The sequence below is a fragment of the Aeromonas sp. QDB63 genome (assembly GCF_027707425.1).
GTDB lineage: Bacteria > Pseudomonadota > Gammaproteobacteria > Enterobacterales > Aeromonadaceae > Aeromonas > Aeromonas caviae.
Genome location: NZ_JAPCIS010000023.1, coordinates 26,981 through 42,678, shown reverse-complemented (window position 1 = coordinate 42,678; position 15,698 = coordinate 26,981). Strand labels below are relative to the sequence as shown.

The following is a 15,698-nucleotide window of genomic DNA, read 5'->3' as shown; positions in this document are numbered from 1 at the left end:
ATGCGCGCTGCACTTCTCTCATTCACGCTGGCAACCCTGCTGGGGGGTTGCAGCTCCGGCCCCGCCGCACCCACGGTCGAAACGGGTACCATGGTGGTTCGCCCGGCGGAGCATTGGACCTACGGGGCGACACCACGCTATGCGCTGGCCGAACAATTCCAGTATGCGGGCAACAGCGCCGCGCCCTGGCTCGAGCCGGTACAGCAGGCCGTCATCCGGCAACTGGACGGCAAAGGCTGGCGCAGCGTTCCCCTGGATGAGGCCGACGTCTGGGTCGCCATCGGGGTAGCTGGCAGCCAGGACATGAGCGATGGCGAGATCTTCTCCCGCCTCGGCATGACACCTGGCCTGAACGCCGCCGCCAATGCCCGCAAGGGGACCCTGGCCGTCGTGCTGCTCGACGGGCATAGCCAGAAAGCGGTGTGGAGCAGCGCCATCCAGCTCGCCAGCGACGTGCCCGTCGCAGAGGAAGCCCGTGGCCAGCTTAGCCAGCAACTGGCCGCCCAGTTGCTGGGCTCGCTACCGTCAGACTGATGTCTCTTTCAACAAAAACGGCCTGCTTCACGCAGGCCGTTTTCCATGCACGCCGTGACGGCATCAGGGTCACTTCAACTCGCAGGTCAGCTGGGTCACACCGCTCTTGACCAGGGTGGCCTGCTTGTCCTGGCGGGAGAAGGTAGTCACCCCGTCGGAATAGCTGGCAGTCTCTTTGGACGACTCGATGCGCCCCAACTTGTGATAGACACCGGCATAAGGGAACTGCACCATGTCGGCCTGGGCATCATAGGTGATGGCCAGCAACTCTTCCCCGCACTGATACTGGCTGTATTGATACTGGGTCGGCTGCGGCATGCTGCAGGCGGCCAGACCGAACAGGGGAAGCAACATCATCATTTTTTTCATCGCACTTTCCTTATGTCATGGCGTTATCGACGGGACAAACTATAGCGGTCAACCCTCAAGAATTTGATAACTATGGGTAATTTCTACCGCTTTTTCCAACATCAGGGAAACTGAACAATATTTTTCCATGGACAGATCCACCGCACGGGCGACCTGCTTCTCCGCCAACCCCTTGCCGGTCACCACGAACTTGAGGTGGATCTGCTCAAATACCCGGGGAACGGTATCGGCGCGGGTCCCTTCCAGTTCGACATGGCAGGCGGTCACGGACTGACGGGCCTTCTCCAGGATGGAGACCACATCGATGGAGCTGCAACCGCCGACAGCCAGCAGGATCATCTCCATCGGGCTGGCACCTTCACCCGGGTTGGCGCCATCCAGGGTCACCTGATGACCGGACTCGCTCTCCCCCACAAACTTCATGCCTTCCACCCAGCTGACCTTGGCTTTCATCTCTCACTTTCCTCTCAATGACGACGGTTCTAACGCCCATAGCATACCTCAAGCCGGGGTCGAGTGGCACATGCGCCAGGTTCTTGCCCGTTCCCGGCGATAAAGCCCCGTTTGTGGCGACAAGCCTCTCCTGCGAAACGGACAACGACCCAAAGGGAAATAGATCGAAATCAACATCCGACCTCCTCTTCTTGCCTAGAATGCCCCGGACGACGCAGCAGATGGCGGCTCACCGGTGGACGGCAAAACCCCAAAGCCTTGTCAGCACAGGCAAAGGCTCTTATTCTACTGCGACCAAAGAGTAAGGAATGGCAAGCTTGGCAACTTGCCTGGACGCACAGTCCATAAAAATGACACTACAGAGGAAGTCTCATGATCATTGGCAAACCGCAAAGCGATCCCACCCTTGAGTGGTTCTTGTCGCATTGCCACATTCATAAGTATCCCGCCAAGAGCACCCTGATCCACGCCGGTGAAAAAGCGGAAACCCTCTACTACATCGTCAAGGGCACCGTCGCCGTCCTGATCAAGGATGACGAAGGCAAGGAGATGATCCTCTCCTACCTGAATCAGGGGGATTTCCTGGGCGAGATGGGGATGTTCGAAGAGAACGAGAATCCGGAGCGTTCCGCCTGGGTACGTGCCAAAGGCGCCTGCGAAGTCGCCGAGATCTCCTACAAGAAGTTCCGCCAGCTGATCCAGGTCAACCCGGACATCCTGATGCGTCTATCCGGTCAAATGGCCAAACGCCTGCAGCACACCAGCCAGAAGGTCGGCAACCTCGCCTTCCTGGACGTGACCGGCCGCATTGCCCAGACCCTGCTCAACCTGGCCAAACAGCCGGATGCCATGACCCATCCGGATGGCATGCAGATCAAGATCACCCGCCAGGAGATCGGCCAGATCGTCGGCTGCTCCCGTGAAACCGTCGGCCGCATCCTCAAGATGCTGGAAGAGCAGGAGCTCATCTCCGCCCACGGCAAGACCATAGTGGTGTTTGGTACCCGCTGACCGGGTTCCGCCGACGGCGCCCGCACAGCGCCGTTGGATAAAAAGGCTGCCCATGGCAGCCTTTTCCGATCCTCTCCCCTATAATCCCGAGCGCCCCGCCGTCATGGCCTTCGCCAAGAGAACTCCTATGCACCTTCAATGCCCCCTTTGCCGCAGCCCCCTGCACCTTCATGCCGCCTCCCGCGGGGTCTATTGCGACAACAAGCACCACTTCGATCCCGCACCGGAAGGCTATCTGGACCTCATCCCCGGCAAGAAGAACCCCAAGGACAGCGACAGCCGGGCCCTGCTGCGCGCCAAGCGCCGCTTCCTGGAACAAGGCCACCAACTGCCTCTGGTGGACGCCATGGCGAACCTGCTCGCTCCTCTTGGCGAGCGCGAGCTTGTCCACCTCGGCTGTGGCGAGGGGTACTACTGCCGCGCCCTGGCTGAGCGGCTGCCCGGCTGGCAGGTCGGCGGTTTCGATCTGGCCAAGAATGCCATCTTCGCTGCCAACAAGGCGCAACCGGAAGGCCAGTTCGTCATCGCCGACCCGGCGCGCGCCCCGCTGCTGCCTGGCACGGCCCAGGTGCTGCTGGTCAACGACCTCAAGGTCAAGACGGAACTCCTGGTCAGCTGGCTGGCGCCGGGCGGCTATCTGCTCCACGTGCAGCCAGGCCCTCGCCATCAGTGGCAATTGCGCGTCAGCCTCAATCCGGTGAGCATGGAACATCCCCTGAGCTGGCCCGCCTTCACCGGGCTTGTCAATGTTGCCCAGCAACGCGCCCAGTTCAGTACGGCGCTGGATCAGGGCCTGCGCGAGCACATTCTGGAGACCAGCCGCCTCGGCTGGCGTGCCAGCGGCGAGCAGCGCCATGCCTTCACCCACCAGGGGCCCGACGCCCTCGAGCAGGATCTGCTGCTCAGCCTGTGGCAAAAACCGCTGTAAACCGGTGACATACCATGAAAAAAGGCCCTGACGGGCCTTTTTGACAAAGCGAGTGCGCCTTTCCCCTGACAGGGAAGAGACACCCGACCACGCAACAAGACAAAAATGGGGCCCTCGGCCCCATTTTTCATCACGGCAGATCAGTTGCAGCTCGCCGCGCCCTGATCGACCCAGACGGCGGCCTTGCCGGGCTCATCGCCCTTGGTCCAGTACTGGGCCTTCCACTTGCGGCCGTTGTGGCTGGTGACATCACCACCGTTGTAGACCACTCCGGCATCCCAACCCAGTTGCACCTGGCTCACCAGTTTCCACTGATCGGCGGTGCGGCTCGGCTCGTTGCCCTGGGTCCAATACTTGGCCTGCCACACCAGTTGCTTGTGGCTCACCTTGTCATTGGTGTTGTAGACGGTACCTGCACTCCAGGCCGGGTGGTTGGCCGCATCCGGATCGCTGGCCTCGCAGCCACCACCTGTACTGGCCGGCTTGACGGTCAGGCGGGTAACGGCTGTGGCATCCAGCGCCCCGTCGGTGACCACCAGGGTCAGATCGTAGGCCGTATCACTGGTCACGTTCGAACCCGTTACCACCAGGGTCGCGCTGTCCAGACCGGTGGCACTGAGCCCGGCCGGCACTGTCCACTGATAGCTCAGGGCATCACCATTGGGATCGGAAGCGGTGGCCTTGATGCTCACCTGCTTGCCGGCCTCGACGGTCGCACTGGCCGGTACGCTGACCACGGGGGGCAGGTTCGGCTGCGGCGCCTTGTTGGTGACCACCACCTGATCCTTGGCCGAGAGCCCCTGATCGTCGGTCACGGTCAGCTCGAACACCAGATTGATGTCGCTGCTGACGGCATCCAGTACCACACGGGCCTTGGCCTGGGTGGCATCCAGCAGGCTGGCCTGGGGTCCGGAGACCTGTTTCCAGCTGTAGGTCAGCGCCCCGTTTTCCGGATCGTGGGAGGCACTGCCGTTGAGGGTCACCTCGGCCGGGCCGGTGGCACTCAGATCGCTGCCGGCATTGGCAACCGGCGGCTTGTTGACCGGCGGCAGCGTACCCTCGCCGTGGCCCAGCCCCTCGTGCATGGCGTTGAGGATGTCGCCGTTGTCCGCATCGATTTCCCAGGCGAACAGACCGCCGAGCTGGTTCGCCAGTACGTACTGCCCCTTGGCCTTGACCGAGCGGTCGTTGTCGAAGGTGATGAGGTCACCACTGCTGGCCTTGAAGACATAGGGGGCCTCGGCCGACTCATCATAGCCCTGCTCCCAGCCTGCGCCCATGCGGTTGTTGACGATGTCGCGGTAATCCACCACGCCATTTTCCCAGGTACCGCTCACCGGTCCGGTAGCGGTGCCGGTGAAGGGATTGCCGGCCTGGTAGTTCTTCACTCCGGTCCAGCCACGGCCATACATGGCCGCCCCCACCACAATCTTGCCCGGTGTCACCCCTTGACCCAGCAGCGCCTTGACGCCCTTGTCGGTGGTGTACTTGGTGGCCGGATCCCAGCTGGAGGCAAAGAGGTTGGTCTGGTGGGCCAGATTCGTCAGGCCGAAGGCGCCGCTGAAGTCGTAGCTCATCAGGAAGATGTGGTCCATGTACTGCTGGGCCGCCTGATAATCCACCTTGGCAATCTTGTCACCGCCGGCGCTGATGGCCGAGGTCAGCTCATACTGGCGGCCGGTCTCGGCTTCCAGTTCATCGAGCATGGCTCGCAACTCCTTCATCAGCACCACATAGGTGGCGCCGTCATTCGGGCCGCCCAGGCTGGGGTTGGCCCCCTGTCCGCCCGGGAACTCCCAGTCGATGTCCACGCCGTCGAAGAATTTCCAGGTCTGCAGGAACTCTTTGACCGAGGCGACGAAGGTATCGCGCTTGGTCTTGTCACCCAGGAAATAGAAGGGATCGGAGAGAGTCCATCCGCCGACAGACGGCAGGATCTTGAGGTCCGGGTGGGCCTGTTTGAGGGCCATCAGGTTGCCGAAGTTGCCCTTGTAGGGCTCATCCCAGGCGCTGAGGTTGCCCTGGGACATCTGGATCGCCGCCCAGGGATCATGGATGGAGACCTTGAAGTCTTCGCGGCCCGCACAGGAGCGCTGCAACGCCTCGAAGCTGCCGGAGATCTCTTTGAGGCTGTCGTTGATGCCGTTGCCACCGCAGATGGGGGTGAAGCCGTAGAGAATATGGGTCAGGTTCTGGGCCGGGATCTTGTCCACGGTGAACTTGCGACCATAGACCCCCCACTCCACGTAGTAGGCCCCCACCACCTTGCCGGACTTGTTGGCGTAGGGCTTGTTGTTCTCCTTGAGGGGCGCATTGAGCGGCGCCAGGTGGCTGCCGTCGGTATCGGCGACCATCAGCTCCTTCTTGTCGGAGAGGGTGCAGCCGTCGGCGTTGCACAGGGCCACCTGCATCTGGTAACGCCCCCCCTTGGTGACCTTGAAGTTGGCAGTACCCGCGGCGGAGGCCGGGCCTGACCACACCTCCTTGCCGTCGAGCAGTACCTTGGCGGTCTGTCCGACGTCACCGGACCAGAGGTTCCAGGTCACGCTGATGGGAGCGCCATCCTTGTGGACGGTCACCAGCTGGTTGTAGGCCGAAGCGGCCTGATTGACTTCAACGATGGCAAACTTGGTGGGGCCGGAGCCAATGGTGGGTTTGCCCGGGGCAGCGGCGAAGGCGGAGGTAGTGCAAAGCCCCCCGACCAGAAGCGCCAGCAGGGAAAGTTTTGGACTTAACATATTTGAACTTCCTTATTTCGTTATTGGAATTAACAACGAAAAAGGCAACGCAACCTGCCAGGTAACGCAGACAACATCGCAACCATGGCTTGGCCCATGGACGATACAACCTGTGGTGGCCCCGCTATCCTAGGTACGCAGACCCTTAGACCGGAAGCTTTGCGTCCCGGACTTTCATCCGGTTTGCCTTTTTGCACAACTTGATTTGCGACAAAAATAATCGCCGAATGACTATAGAGGAGAGTCGCTCGGGTGCCACCTGCCAAAAGTGACACCCAACAAGACTCAATTATCACCAAACTCGGCAAATGGCGACGAAAGAGGCACCATCATCGCCGATCATGACACCTGGATGGCATCCAGAAAATGTTCAGCCAATGCTCGATTATGTGAGACCAGTCACTGAACCGGCATCAGCAGGCTGTTCATCAGGGCGCGCAGCTTGAGAGGTTTGACCGGTTTGCTCACGTAGCCAAAGCCGTGCTCACGGATCTGTGCCTGCAACTCGCTCTTGCGATCCGCACTGATGATGATGCCGCCGATACCGTTGCCATGGGCCAGCCTGATCATGTGCAACGCCTGCAACCCGGTCTTGCCGTCATCCAGGTGATAGTCCGACAGCACCAGCGCAGGCAGGAAGCCGCCGCCGATGATCTCTTCCGCCTGCTCCAGGCTCTGGGCACAGCGCACCTCGCAGCCCCAGCGTCCCAGCAGCGAGGCCATGGCGATGAGGATATCCTCCTCGTTGTCGATGCAGAGGATCCTGACCCCTTCCAGCTGACTGTCTCGCAGGGCCGGGGTCGTCACCTGGCTGGGGATGACGGGCCGGGTCGCGAGGTTCAGGGTGATGGCAAAGACGGACCCCGCTCCGGGCCAGCTGCGCAGGGAGAGCTGATGACCCAGCACCAGCGAGATGCCGCGGGCGATGGCGAGCCCGAGGCCAAGCCCCTGCTCCCTGGCGGTGCGGGAGTGATCGAGGCGGGAAAACTCGTCGAAGATCGCCTCCTGCTTGCCCTCCGGGATGCCGGGGCCGTTGTCCCACACCTCGATGCGCACCTTCTCCCCCATACGGCGACAGCCGAGCAGCACCCGACCGCCGGGGTTGTAGCGAAATGCGTTGGTGAGGAAGTTCTGCAACACCCGCCGCAGCAAGCGCACATCGCTGTAGACCGCAAGGCGGCTCTCCACCACGGAGAACTGGATCCCACCGGCCTGGGCCAGCACGCCGAATTCCGCCTTGAGATTGTCCAGCACATCGCTCAGGGCGAAATCGAGCTTCTTCGCCTTGAACTTGCCCGCCTCGAGGCGCGAGATGTCCAGCAGATCGGTGATGAGATCCTCGGTCGCCCCCAGAGCGTCGTCGATGTGGCGAGCGATGCGGGCCGGTTCGTCCTCCGGGGGCAGCATCTCCAGCAAGGAGGAAGTAAAGAGCTTGGCCGCGTTCAGCGGCTGGGTCAGGTCGTGGCTCACCGCCGCAAGGAACCGGCTCTTGGACTGGTTGGCCCGCTCCACCTGCTGGTTTACCAGCAGCAGTTGGCGGTTGAGTTCGGAGAGCTCGTGGGTGCGCTCGGCCACCCGCGCCTCCAGGTGCTCGTTCGCTTCCCGCAGCACCCGCTCCGCCGCCCTGAACGGGGTGATATCGGTGAAGGTCATGACAAAGCCCCCCGCAGGCATGGGGTTGCCCTGCATCTCGATGACTCGGCCATCGGGACGCTCCCGCGCCGAGACATGGGGGCTGCCACGCTTCATGAAGGCGACCCGCCGCGCCACCTGGGCCTCGATGTCTCCCTGGCCGCACAACCCCTGTCCGGCGTTGTAGCGGATGATCTCCTCGATGGAACGGCCCACCTGAATGAGACCGGGGGGATAGGAGAACAGTTCGATGTAGCGTCGGTTCCAGGCCACCAGCCTGAGCTCCCTGTCCACCACGGAGATCCCCTGCCCCATGTGTTCGATTGCCCCCTGCAACAGGCCGCGGTTGAAGCGGAACATGTCGGAGGCCTCGTCCACTATGGTGGCGATCTCCTCGAGCTGCATGTTGCGTCCCTGCAGGGCAGAGGCCAGCACCAGGCGGGCGGACGAGGTACCGAATACCCCCGCCAGCAGTCGCTCCGTGTGGGCGATGAGCTCCGCGGAGGCCTGCATCTGGGGCGCCAGGGTGCCTCCCCGCTCGCCGGCGAAGCGACCGAAGGCCCGCTTGACGCGGCTGGAACCGACGAAGCGGGCCGCCAGCATCTCCAGCTCCTTCACCGAGACCCGCGCATGATAAAGCGCCGAGGTATCCCGGCTCGTCTTGCCGACGAAGTTAGCGGCCTGCAGCCGCTCGCTCACCGCCGCCCGTGACAGCAGGGAGCCCGCCACATAGCCGGCGAGGTTGAGCAGAAGACTCAGGAAGAGGCACCAGGCCCCCAGACTCAGATCCCGCACCGCCGGCCAGTCTGGGGGCGCCAGCAGGGCTTCGAGGGGGGAGCCTGCCAGCAGTCCGCTCTCCGCCAGCAGGGTCACGAACCAGAGGCTGACCCCGAGGGAGAGTCCGAGATAGACGCCCTTGCGATTGCCATGACGCCAGTACAGGCCGAGCAGCAGGGCTGGCGCGAACTGCGCCACGGCCCCGAACGAAAGATAACCGATGCGTGACAGACTGGTGAGATCCCCGAGCCAGAGATAGAGCGCCCAGGCCGCCAGCAAAATCAGCAAGATGGCGCCCCGACGCACCTGCAGCAGCAACCGCATCAGGCGTTCGTCCCGCCCCTGTTGCCAGACCCGGCGCAGCAGGACCGGCAACACCAGATCGTTGCTCACCATGATGGCCAGGGCGATGGTGCAGACGATCACCATGCCGGTGGCCGCCGAGGTGCCGCCGAGAAATGCCAGCATCGCCATGCCGTCGAATCCGAGGGACATGGGGAGGCTTATCACATAGGTGTCCGAGGCCATGTCTGCCCCGACCCACTGCTTGCCTGCCAGCGCCAGCGGCCAGATGAAGAGCCCCATCAGGAAGAGATAGAGGGGGAAGATCCAGCGGGCCCAGTGCAGATCCTGCCCCTGGTTGTTCTCCACCACGGTCACGTGAAACTGGCGCGGCAGGCAGATGACGGCGCACATGGCGATCAGGGTGTAGATGGCGAGCTCCAGCAGGCCGCCCGGCGTCACCGCCACCACCGCATCGAGGAAGTCGCCCGCCACCAGGGTACGCGCCTCGCTCGGTCTGGCGATGATGAGCCAGAGCGCAAAGCCCCCCACCGCCATGAAGGCGAGCAGCTTGACCACGGACTCGAAGGCGATGGCCACCACCATGCCCCTGTGGTGCTCGGTGGCATCCAGGTTGCGGGTGCCGAACAGAATGCTGAACAGGGCCAGCAGCAGGGTGACCCCCAGCGCCAGCTCCGCCATGTTGCTGGTGGGGCTGACCCCCGTGCTGTTGGCCATCAGCAGATCGAGCCCGGTGACGATCGCCTTGAGCTGCAGCACCAGGTAGGGAAGTATCCCCATGACGGCGATGAGGCTGATCACCATGGCCAGGCGCTGGGACTTGCCATAACGGGCGGCAATGAAATCGGCGATGGAAGTGATGTGCTCACGCTTGGCCACCAGGATGAGGCGGGCCAGCAAGCGCCAGCCAAACAGGAACACCAGCATGGGGCCCAGGTAGATGGGCACCGGCGACCAGGGGGATTCGCTGGCCTGGCCCACTGTGCCGAAGAAGGTCCAGGAGGTGCAATAGACCGCCAGCGACAGGCTGTAGAGCAGAGGCTGCCCCTTGGGGCGACGGCGCTTGTTCTTGTCCGCCACATAGGCGATGAGGAACAGCAAGCCCAGATAGGCGAGCGACAATCCGATCAGCAGCCATCCTTGGTGCATCTCTCTACTTCCCTTGTCCAGATAAGTCGGAGGCCTGCCGCGCCAGAGACCGGCAGACCTGTGTCATCGGCCCTGTTCAGGGCTCTCTTCACGCAGCCGCAACACGAAGACCGGCAGCACTACCAGCACCATGATAAAGAAGATGCCGCCTCCCAGCGGCTCGAACAGCACGCCGCAGATCGCCATCAGGGCCGCCACCGTCATGCCAAGGCCCAGGGCCGCATAGAGCGCCTGGGTGGGGATCTGCTGCTCCGCGGGCAACTGGCGGGTCATGAAGCGGATGGCGCCGAGGTGACTGACGCAGAAGGTGACCCCGTGCAGCAGCTGGCCGAGCACCAGCACCGCCAGGTCGGTAGAACTGCCGAGCAGCACCCAGCGCACCACGCAGCCAAGGGCCCCTACCAGAAACAGGGTCTGGGCGCCGAAGCGCTGGAGGAAGCGCTTGTCCGCGGCGAACATGGCGATCTCCGCCACTACTCCCAGAGCCCAGAGATACCCGATCAGGGTGCCGCTGTAGCCGGCGCTCTTCCAGTAGATGGCGCTGAAACCGTAGTAGGCCGCGTGGCTCCCCTGCAGCAGGGCGGTGATGAGCAGGAAGCGGCGCACCGGGGCCGACCTGAGCGTGACGAGCAGCGAGGCCTTGGCCCGCTCCCCTTGCAGCTCCTGGGGGGCGGGTCGCAGCGGCAGCAGGCTGAGCCCCAGCATGATCAGCAACCCGGCCACCATGGTGTGCAGCACCCAGTCGCTGCCAAAGTTGCCCACCAGGGCCCCCACCAGGGTGGAGGCGACGATAAAGGCAAAGGAGCCGCACAGCCGCACCTTGCCGTAGTCGAGGTGGGTCTGAACCACCATGCGGGTGGCAAGCGCCTCTCCCATGGGCATCAGGGTCGGGTAGATGAAGTTGGCCGCGAGGGTCAGCACCACCAGCCACCAGAGGCTGTGGCCCAGATAGAAACCGAGGAAGGCCAGCAGACTCAGCAGACAGAGCAGCCGGGTGACGGGCAGCAACTGGCCGGCCCCCTTGACTCGCCCCATCACCATCAGGTTGCCGGCAAAGCGGATGGCCATGCCCACCCCCAGCAACAGCCCTATCTGTTCAGTACTCACCCCGATGCCTTCCAGCCAGAGCGACCAGAACGGCAGGTAGGCGCCATAAACGAAGTAGAAGGCGCCAAAAAACAGGGCTAACCAGGAGAACGCGGGCATAGAGGCTCGGGCTGCATGACAAGGGGCACAAATGATAACCGATTTCGGGACGGGGATCCCCAGGCGGCATGACAGATAAAAACCATAAATATCAATAAAGTTGAACCTTTGTCACATCCCCCTGTCTATTGGGTAACACCGCTTCCTGATGAGTGTTGCAATCCTTCCACCCGCCCCTGGCGGGTTTCTTTTTTGCAGACGCCGACCTTCATGACAAAAGGGGCCCGAGGGCCCCTTTTCCTTCATGCTGGTCGACGACCATCAGAACACGTACTTGACCCGTGCACTGAGGTTGCGGCCAGGCTCGGTCTGCTTGCTGGTATCCGCGGTGGCGGCAAGGCCGGTGATGCTCTCGTAGCTCACGTACTCCTTGTCAAACAGGTTGAATACCCCCACGTTGAGCTGCAGGTCCTGCACCGGCTTGAACTGGGCATAGAGATCCACCACGCCCCAGCCTGCGCTCTTGATGTTGTCGTTGCCTCGTGCATCCTTGCCCACCTTGTCCATGTCGTCGGCAAAGCGCAATGCGGTGTTGATGTTCCAGTTCGGCTGCTCCAGACGCACCCCGACGCTGCCGTTCAGGGGGCTCAGGCTGTTGATGTAGTTGCCCTCGCCATCCTTGCCCTCGATGTAGGCCAGGTTGCCCCAGACGTTGACCAGCTCGTTCAACCAGTAGTCCGCCTTGGCCTCGGCCCCCTTGGTGGTCGCCTTGTCCAGGTTCTGGTACTGATAGAGGGCGGTACGGCCTTCGGTGCCCACGGCCGTCAGCTCGATGAAGTCGTCGAACTTGTTGTAGAAGGTGGCCACTTCATAGCTGAACCCGCCACGGCTGCCGCGCACCCCCAGATCGATGCCGTCGCTGCTCTCTGGCTTGAGGTTCGGGTTGGGCTCGATGCGATAGCCATACGCCTGGTGGTTCAGGGTGGAGAAGGCGTTGTCATACATGGGCGCCTTGAAGCCGTGGCTGTACTGGGCGAACAGGTTCGCCGCCTCGTGCGCCTTGAACACCAGCCCCAGCTTGGGAGAGAACTCCCCTTCGGAGATCTTCTTCATGTTCTCGCCGGTGTAGGCGGGATCCTCGTCCGGGGTCATCTTGTAGTAGTCGTAACGCACGCCCGGGGTCAGCACCCAACGCTCGCCGAACTTGATCTCGTCAAAGGCCCAGAGCGCACTGCGCTCGCTGGTGGTGGAGGGGAAGCTCAGCTCGTTGTAGCCAACGAAGTCACCCGGAACGGTCGGCCCCTTGAAGCGGGTGCGCTCGTTGTCGGTATGCTCGTATTCCAGGCCCCAGGCCAGACGCTGGCTGGCGAGCGCCTTGTTGAACTTCACCTGGGCGCCCAGGCTCTCCTGCTCGAAACCGTTGTGATCCAGGGAGTTCTTGGTCACATAGGGGTTGCCCGGCATGACCGGATACTTGGACGAAGCGTACTGATCCAGGGTCTGCTTGGCGCGGCTGTAGTAGATCTTGCTGTCCACGCGATCCGCCCAGGGGGCGTTCAGGGTGAGGCCATGATCCAGTACCAGGGAGAGGTTGTCGGTCTCCTTGTCGGTAATGGGCTGGTTGAAGACGGAGCCCGCCTTGGTCAGATCGATGGCATCCGGATCCTGCCCCTCGGTGAAGTAATCCACCGTCAGTTTCAGGAACTGATCATCGGAGAGATTCCACTTGCTCTTGAACAGCACGGCCTGGCTGACGATGTCGAACTCGTTCTTGTCGCCGTCATAATTCTGGGTGACACCGCCATCGCGCCAGGTGTAGCGCAGCAGGTTCTCGACTTCCCCGGTGCGCAGCGCCCCCGTGATGCCGGCCATTCTCTGGTGGCTGCTGGAGGCATAACCCGTGGTCGCATCCAGATAGCTGTCGCGACCCTTGAGGAAGTCGCCAGCATCCTTGGTGGTGATGGCAATGACGCCTCCCAGAGCATCGGAACCGTAAGCGGCAGAGGCAGGCCCTTTGGCCACTTCCACCTGCTTGATCATGTCGGTGTCGAAGTAGGTCTGACCCACGCCGCCATTCTTGTAGGCATCGCTCTGGCGCACACCGTCCTGCACCACCTTGACCCGGTTTTCGCTCATGCCGCGAATGGTGAAGGTCTGGGCATCTCCTGCGCCTCCCTGCACGCTCACCCCGGGCTCATAGCGGAACAGATCGGCGACGTTGCTGACGACCTGCTCTTCAATCTGCTCCGAGGTAATGACGGCGATGGGACCGGAAACATCTTCCAGCTTCTGTTCCATCCGTGAGCCGCTGACGACCATGACTTCATCGGCTTTCTTGTCTGCGGCGAAAGCGGGGGAGATCAGCCCGGCCGCCACGGCGAGGGCTATCAGGGAGGGGGTGTTGTTGTGCGCCACTGCAAAGTCCTTATTGAGAATTATTATCAAGCGGAAGGCATATTACCCCGCCATAGACAAAGATCAATAATAAAGTGAATCATTCTCATTTCACTTTGTCATCATTCCCCCTTACACTGGCGCCACTTTTTGCTCGCCATGCCGCCATCCCATGGTGCAGCCTTTTCCCATCCTCCTGTTTCTTGAATGAGTAACCATGATCCGACGACTCCCCCTGCTCGCCCTGCCCCTGCTGCTGGCCGCCTGCGCCACCACGCCGCAGAACACCCCACCCGAGACCCTCTATCACGCACAGCTCGATACGGCCCAGGGGCAGGCGCTGACCTTCGAGCAGGCGGTGGCCCGGGTGGCGGATGCCGACATCGTGCTGGTGGGGGAGCTTCACACTCACCCGGCCATCCATCTGTTGCAGGCCCGTCTGCTGGCAGGGCTTGACGAGATGTCGCAAGCCGATGGCCGGGCCCTGGTGCTCTCCATGGAGCAGTTCAGCCGCGCCGATCAGCCGGTGCTGGATGCCTACCTGGCCGGACGCATCGGCGAATCGGCCCTCATTCGAGATGGCCATGCCTGGCCCAACTACCAGAGTGATTACCGCCCTCTGGTGGAGTTCGCCAAGGCGCAACACCTGCCAGTGATCGCCGCCAATGCCCCCAAACCCCTGGTGAGCTGCGTCGGTCAGGAGGGACCGGCCTGGCTCGACAAACTGCCGGCCAATCGCCGCAGCCAGATTGCCCGCGAGCTGACTCTGGGGGATGACGGCTACCGCCAGAAGTTCATGGCCTCCATGCACCATGGGGATGCGGACGGCAATGCCCGTCGCTTCGCCGCCCAGACCAGCTGGGACGACACCATGGCCGAAAGCATGGTGGATTATCTGGGCAAGCATCCCGGCAGGCGCATCATGCATATCGCAGGCAACTTTCACGTGGAGGGGGGACTCGGGATCGCCAGTCGCATCGCCAGCCGCAATCCGGCACTCAAGGTGGCACTCATCGTGCCGCAAACCGGTGACGAGACAGACCCCGGGAGAGACGCCGATGTCAGGGTCCGCATCGCTCCCCTGCCGGAACGCTGGCTAAATGCAAAGGAAATGAAGCAAGATATGGGCGCACTGCATCAATCCCGAAGCCGTGACTGCAGCCAATGGTTGCAACCCTCAAAATAGCCCAAGGATTTCATATGGATGTGTTACTCGTCGTCGACATGCAACAGGGGTTGTTCGATAACCCCCGCCATCAGGATGCCCAGGTCATCGCCAACATCAATCGTCTGGCCGATCGCGTGCGGGGCCAACACGGACGGGTCATCTATGTGCAACACGACGAACCGGGTTCCGAGCTGGAACCTGGCAGTGCAGGCTGGCAACTGCACGCCGATCTGACCCCGTCTCCCCACGACAGCCGGGTGCGCAAGACCGCCTGTGACAGCTTCCTCGACACCGAGCTCGGCTTCCTGCTGGCAGAGCAGTCGGTAGACAGACTGCTCATCTGCGGCTGTGCCACCGACTTTTGCGTCGATACCACGTTGCGCAGCGCCGCCGCCAGGGGCTTTGACGCCTTTGCGGTGACCGACGCCCATACCACGGCGGACAGGCCGCACCTGAGTGCGGAGCAGATCATCCAGCACCACCACTTCATGTGGCGGCATCTGAGCCTGCCTCAAGGCAGAAGCGTGACCCTGCTCACGACGGATGAGCTGCTGGCCACCATTCAACCCGAGCGGGCGTGTTAAGCTGCCCGTCCTGATGTGAACACCCGATTGGAGTCTTGTGTGCGTCTACTCTCTGCCGTTGCCCTCACGCTGCTGTTACCGGCGCTCACCGCCTGCTCCGGCTTGCCGGGGGCAGCACCCGATGGCCCGGCCCCCCTGTTCCACACCCATATCAGCGACGACGGGAGCAAGCGCTTCACCTTCGAGGCCGCCCCTCTCGACGTCCTGCCCACCCGGTTGCAGGAGGGAGATGACAACCGGCTGAGCCGCCGCGACAAGAGCCTGCTGGAACGCCGGGAAGCCCTGCAGGACGAGCAGCTCACCCAGATGCTGGCCACGCGCAAGTATTGCCGAAGCGGCTATATCGTCCTCAGCCAGACCTCCTGGAAGATCCGCGGGGAATGCAACGAGAGCGCCAGCCAGGCCGATCGCGATGCCTTCCCCAACCAGGCAGGCTGGCAGGAGTAACCCGGGACATAACAACAAAACGGGCAGCCCAGGCTGCCCGTTTTCTCATCTCGCTGATAGTCCCC

12 protein-coding genes and 1 riboswitch are annotated in these 15,698 nt (G+C 62.5%); of the genes, 6 read left to right on the top strand and 6 right to left on the bottom strand.

From position 1 onward, the window contains the following. Complete coding sequence (locus PG879_RS14350) at positions 1-534, top strand: lipoprotein (protein ID WP_043152620.1); 534 nt, start codon at positions 1-3, stop codon at positions 532-534. 69 nt (positions 535-603) lie between these two features. Here PG879_RS14350 and PG879_RS14345 read toward each other — a convergent pair whose 3' ends face one another. Together PG879_RS14345 and PG879_RS14340 are read right to left on the bottom strand one after the other, a co-directional pair. Next, on the bottom strand, positions 604-903 hold the full coding sequence (locus PG879_RS14345) for a hypothetical protein (RefSeq protein WP_041211192.1): 300 nt from the start codon (positions 901-903) through the stop codon (positions 604-606). A 48-nt stretch (positions 904-951) separates the two neighbouring features. Further along, complete coding sequence (locus tag PG879_RS14340; RefSeq protein WP_010673238.1) at positions 952-1,356, bottom strand: OsmC family protein; 405 nt, start codon at positions 1,354-1,356, stop codon at positions 952-954. Positions 1,357-1,728: 372 nt separating this feature from the next. Here PG879_RS14340 and crp point away from each other — a divergent pair, with 372 nt between their 5' ends. After that, positions 1,729-2,367 (top strand): cAMP-activated global transcriptional regulator CRP, encoded by a 639-nt coding sequence (gene crp / locus PG879_RS14335; RefSeq protein WP_010673237.1) that lies wholly within the window; start codon positions 1,729-1,731, stop codon positions 2,365-2,367. Positions 2,368-2,494: 127 nt separating this feature from the next. Further along, positions 2,495-3,295, top strand: coding sequence for a putative RNA methyltransferase (locus tag PG879_RS14330; RefSeq protein ID WP_010673236.1), 801 nt, complete (start codon positions 2,495-2,497; stop codon positions 3,293-3,295). A 140-nt stretch (positions 3,296-3,435) separates the two neighbouring features. Here the strand turns inward: PG879_RS14330 and PG879_RS14325 are convergent, their stop codons facing one another. From PG879_RS14325 to PG879_RS14310, 4 genes are all read right to left on the bottom strand, one after another. Beyond that, on the bottom strand, positions 3,436-6,033 hold the full coding sequence (locus tag PG879_RS14325) for a glycosyl hydrolase family 18 protein (protein ID WP_210600404.1): 2,598 nt from the start codon (positions 6,031-6,033) through the stop codon (positions 3,436-3,438). Positions 6,034-6,144: 111 nt separating this feature from the next. Then, positions 6,145-6,231, bottom strand: a riboswitch (cyclic di-GMP riboswitch). 201 nt (positions 6,232-6,432) lie between these two features. Beyond that, positions 6,433-9,894 carry a hybrid sensor histidine kinase/response regulator gene (locus PG879_RS14320; RefSeq protein WP_210600402.1) on the bottom strand — a complete coding sequence of 1,154 codons (3,462 nt, stop codon included), beginning with the start codon at positions 9,892-9,894 and terminating at the stop codon, positions 6,433-6,435. A 63-nt stretch (positions 9,895-9,957) separates the two neighbouring features. Then, the gene (locus tag PG879_RS14315; protein WP_210600401.1) at positions 9,958-11,100 is read right to left on the bottom strand and encodes a 3-phenylpropionate MFS transporter; all 1,143 of its coding nucleotides are present in this window, start codon (positions 11,098-11,100) and stop codon (positions 9,958-9,960) included. Between the two features lie 261 nt (positions 11,101-11,361). After that, positions 11,362-13,455, bottom strand: a complete 2,094-nt coding sequence (locus tag PG879_RS14310) for a TonB-dependent hemoglobin/transferrin/lactoferrin family receptor (protein WP_210600399.1) — start codon at positions 13,453-13,455, stop codon at positions 11,362-11,364. Between the two features lie 196 nt (positions 13,456-13,651). Between PG879_RS14310 and PG879_RS14305 the strand changes: the two genes are divergently transcribed. Genes PG879_RS14305 through PG879_RS14295 form a run of 3 tightly spaced genes read left to right on the top strand, consistent with a single transcriptional unit; the run spans position 13,652 to position 15,633 of the window. Then, positions 13,652-14,620: a ChaN family lipoprotein gene (locus PG879_RS14305; RefSeq protein WP_210600397.1), complete on the top strand. Its 969-nt coding sequence runs from the start codon at positions 13,652-13,654 to the stop codon at positions 14,618-14,620. A gap of 14 nt (positions 14,621-14,634) precedes the next feature. Beyond that, a complete protein-coding gene (locus PG879_RS14300; protein ID WP_048208276.1) occupies positions 14,635-15,186 on the top strand; it encodes a cysteine hydrolase family protein in 552 nt (183 codons plus the stop codon). Between the two features lie 39 nt (positions 15,187-15,225). Continuing rightward, entirely contained in the window at positions 15,226-15,633 is a 408-nt protein-coding gene (locus tag PG879_RS14295) for a hypothetical protein (RefSeq protein ID WP_010673229.1), read from the top strand. The last annotated feature ends 65 nt before the right edge of the window (positions 15,634-15,698 follow it).

Bases quoted from the DNA above. Each gene is read 5' to 3' on its own strand.
- PG879_RS14300 (WP_048208276.1), top strand. From the start codon at position 14,635: ATGGATGTGTTACTCGTCGTCGACATGCAACAGGGGTTGTTCGATAAC.
- PG879_RS14315 (WP_210600401.1), bottom strand. From the start codon at position 11,100: ATGCCCGCGTTCTCCTGGTTAGCCCTGTTTTTTGGCGCCTTCTACTTC.
- PG879_RS14320 (WP_210600402.1), bottom strand. From the start codon at position 9,894: ATGCACCAAGGATGGCTGCTGATCGGATTGTCGCTCGCCTATCTGGGC.
- PG879_RS14305 (WP_210600397.1), top strand. From the start codon at position 13,652: ATGATCCGACGACTCCCCCTGCTCGCCCTGCCCCTGCTGCTGGCCGCC.
- PG879_RS14330 (WP_010673236.1), top strand. From the start codon at position 2,495: ATGCACCTTCAATGCCCCCTTTGCCGCAGCCCCCTGCACCTTCATGCC.
- crp (WP_010673237.1), top strand. From the start codon at position 1,729: ATGATCATTGGCAAACCGCAAAGCGATCCCACCCTTGAGTGGTTCTTG.
- PG879_RS14345 (WP_041211192.1), bottom strand. From the start codon at position 903: ATGAAAAAAATGATGATGTTGCTTCCCCTGTTCGGTCTGGCCGCCTGC.
- PG879_RS14325 (WP_210600404.1), bottom strand. From the start codon at position 6,033: ATGTTAAGTCCAAAACTTTCCCTGCTGGCGCTTCTGGTCGGGGGGCTT.
- PG879_RS14340 (WP_010673238.1), bottom strand. From the start codon at position 1,356: ATGAAAGCCAAGGTCAGCTGGGTGGAAGGCATGAAGTTTGTGGGGGAG.
- PG879_RS14350 (WP_043152620.1), top strand. From the start codon at position 1: ATGCGCGCTGCACTTCTCTCATTCACGCTGGCAACCCTGCTGGGGGGT.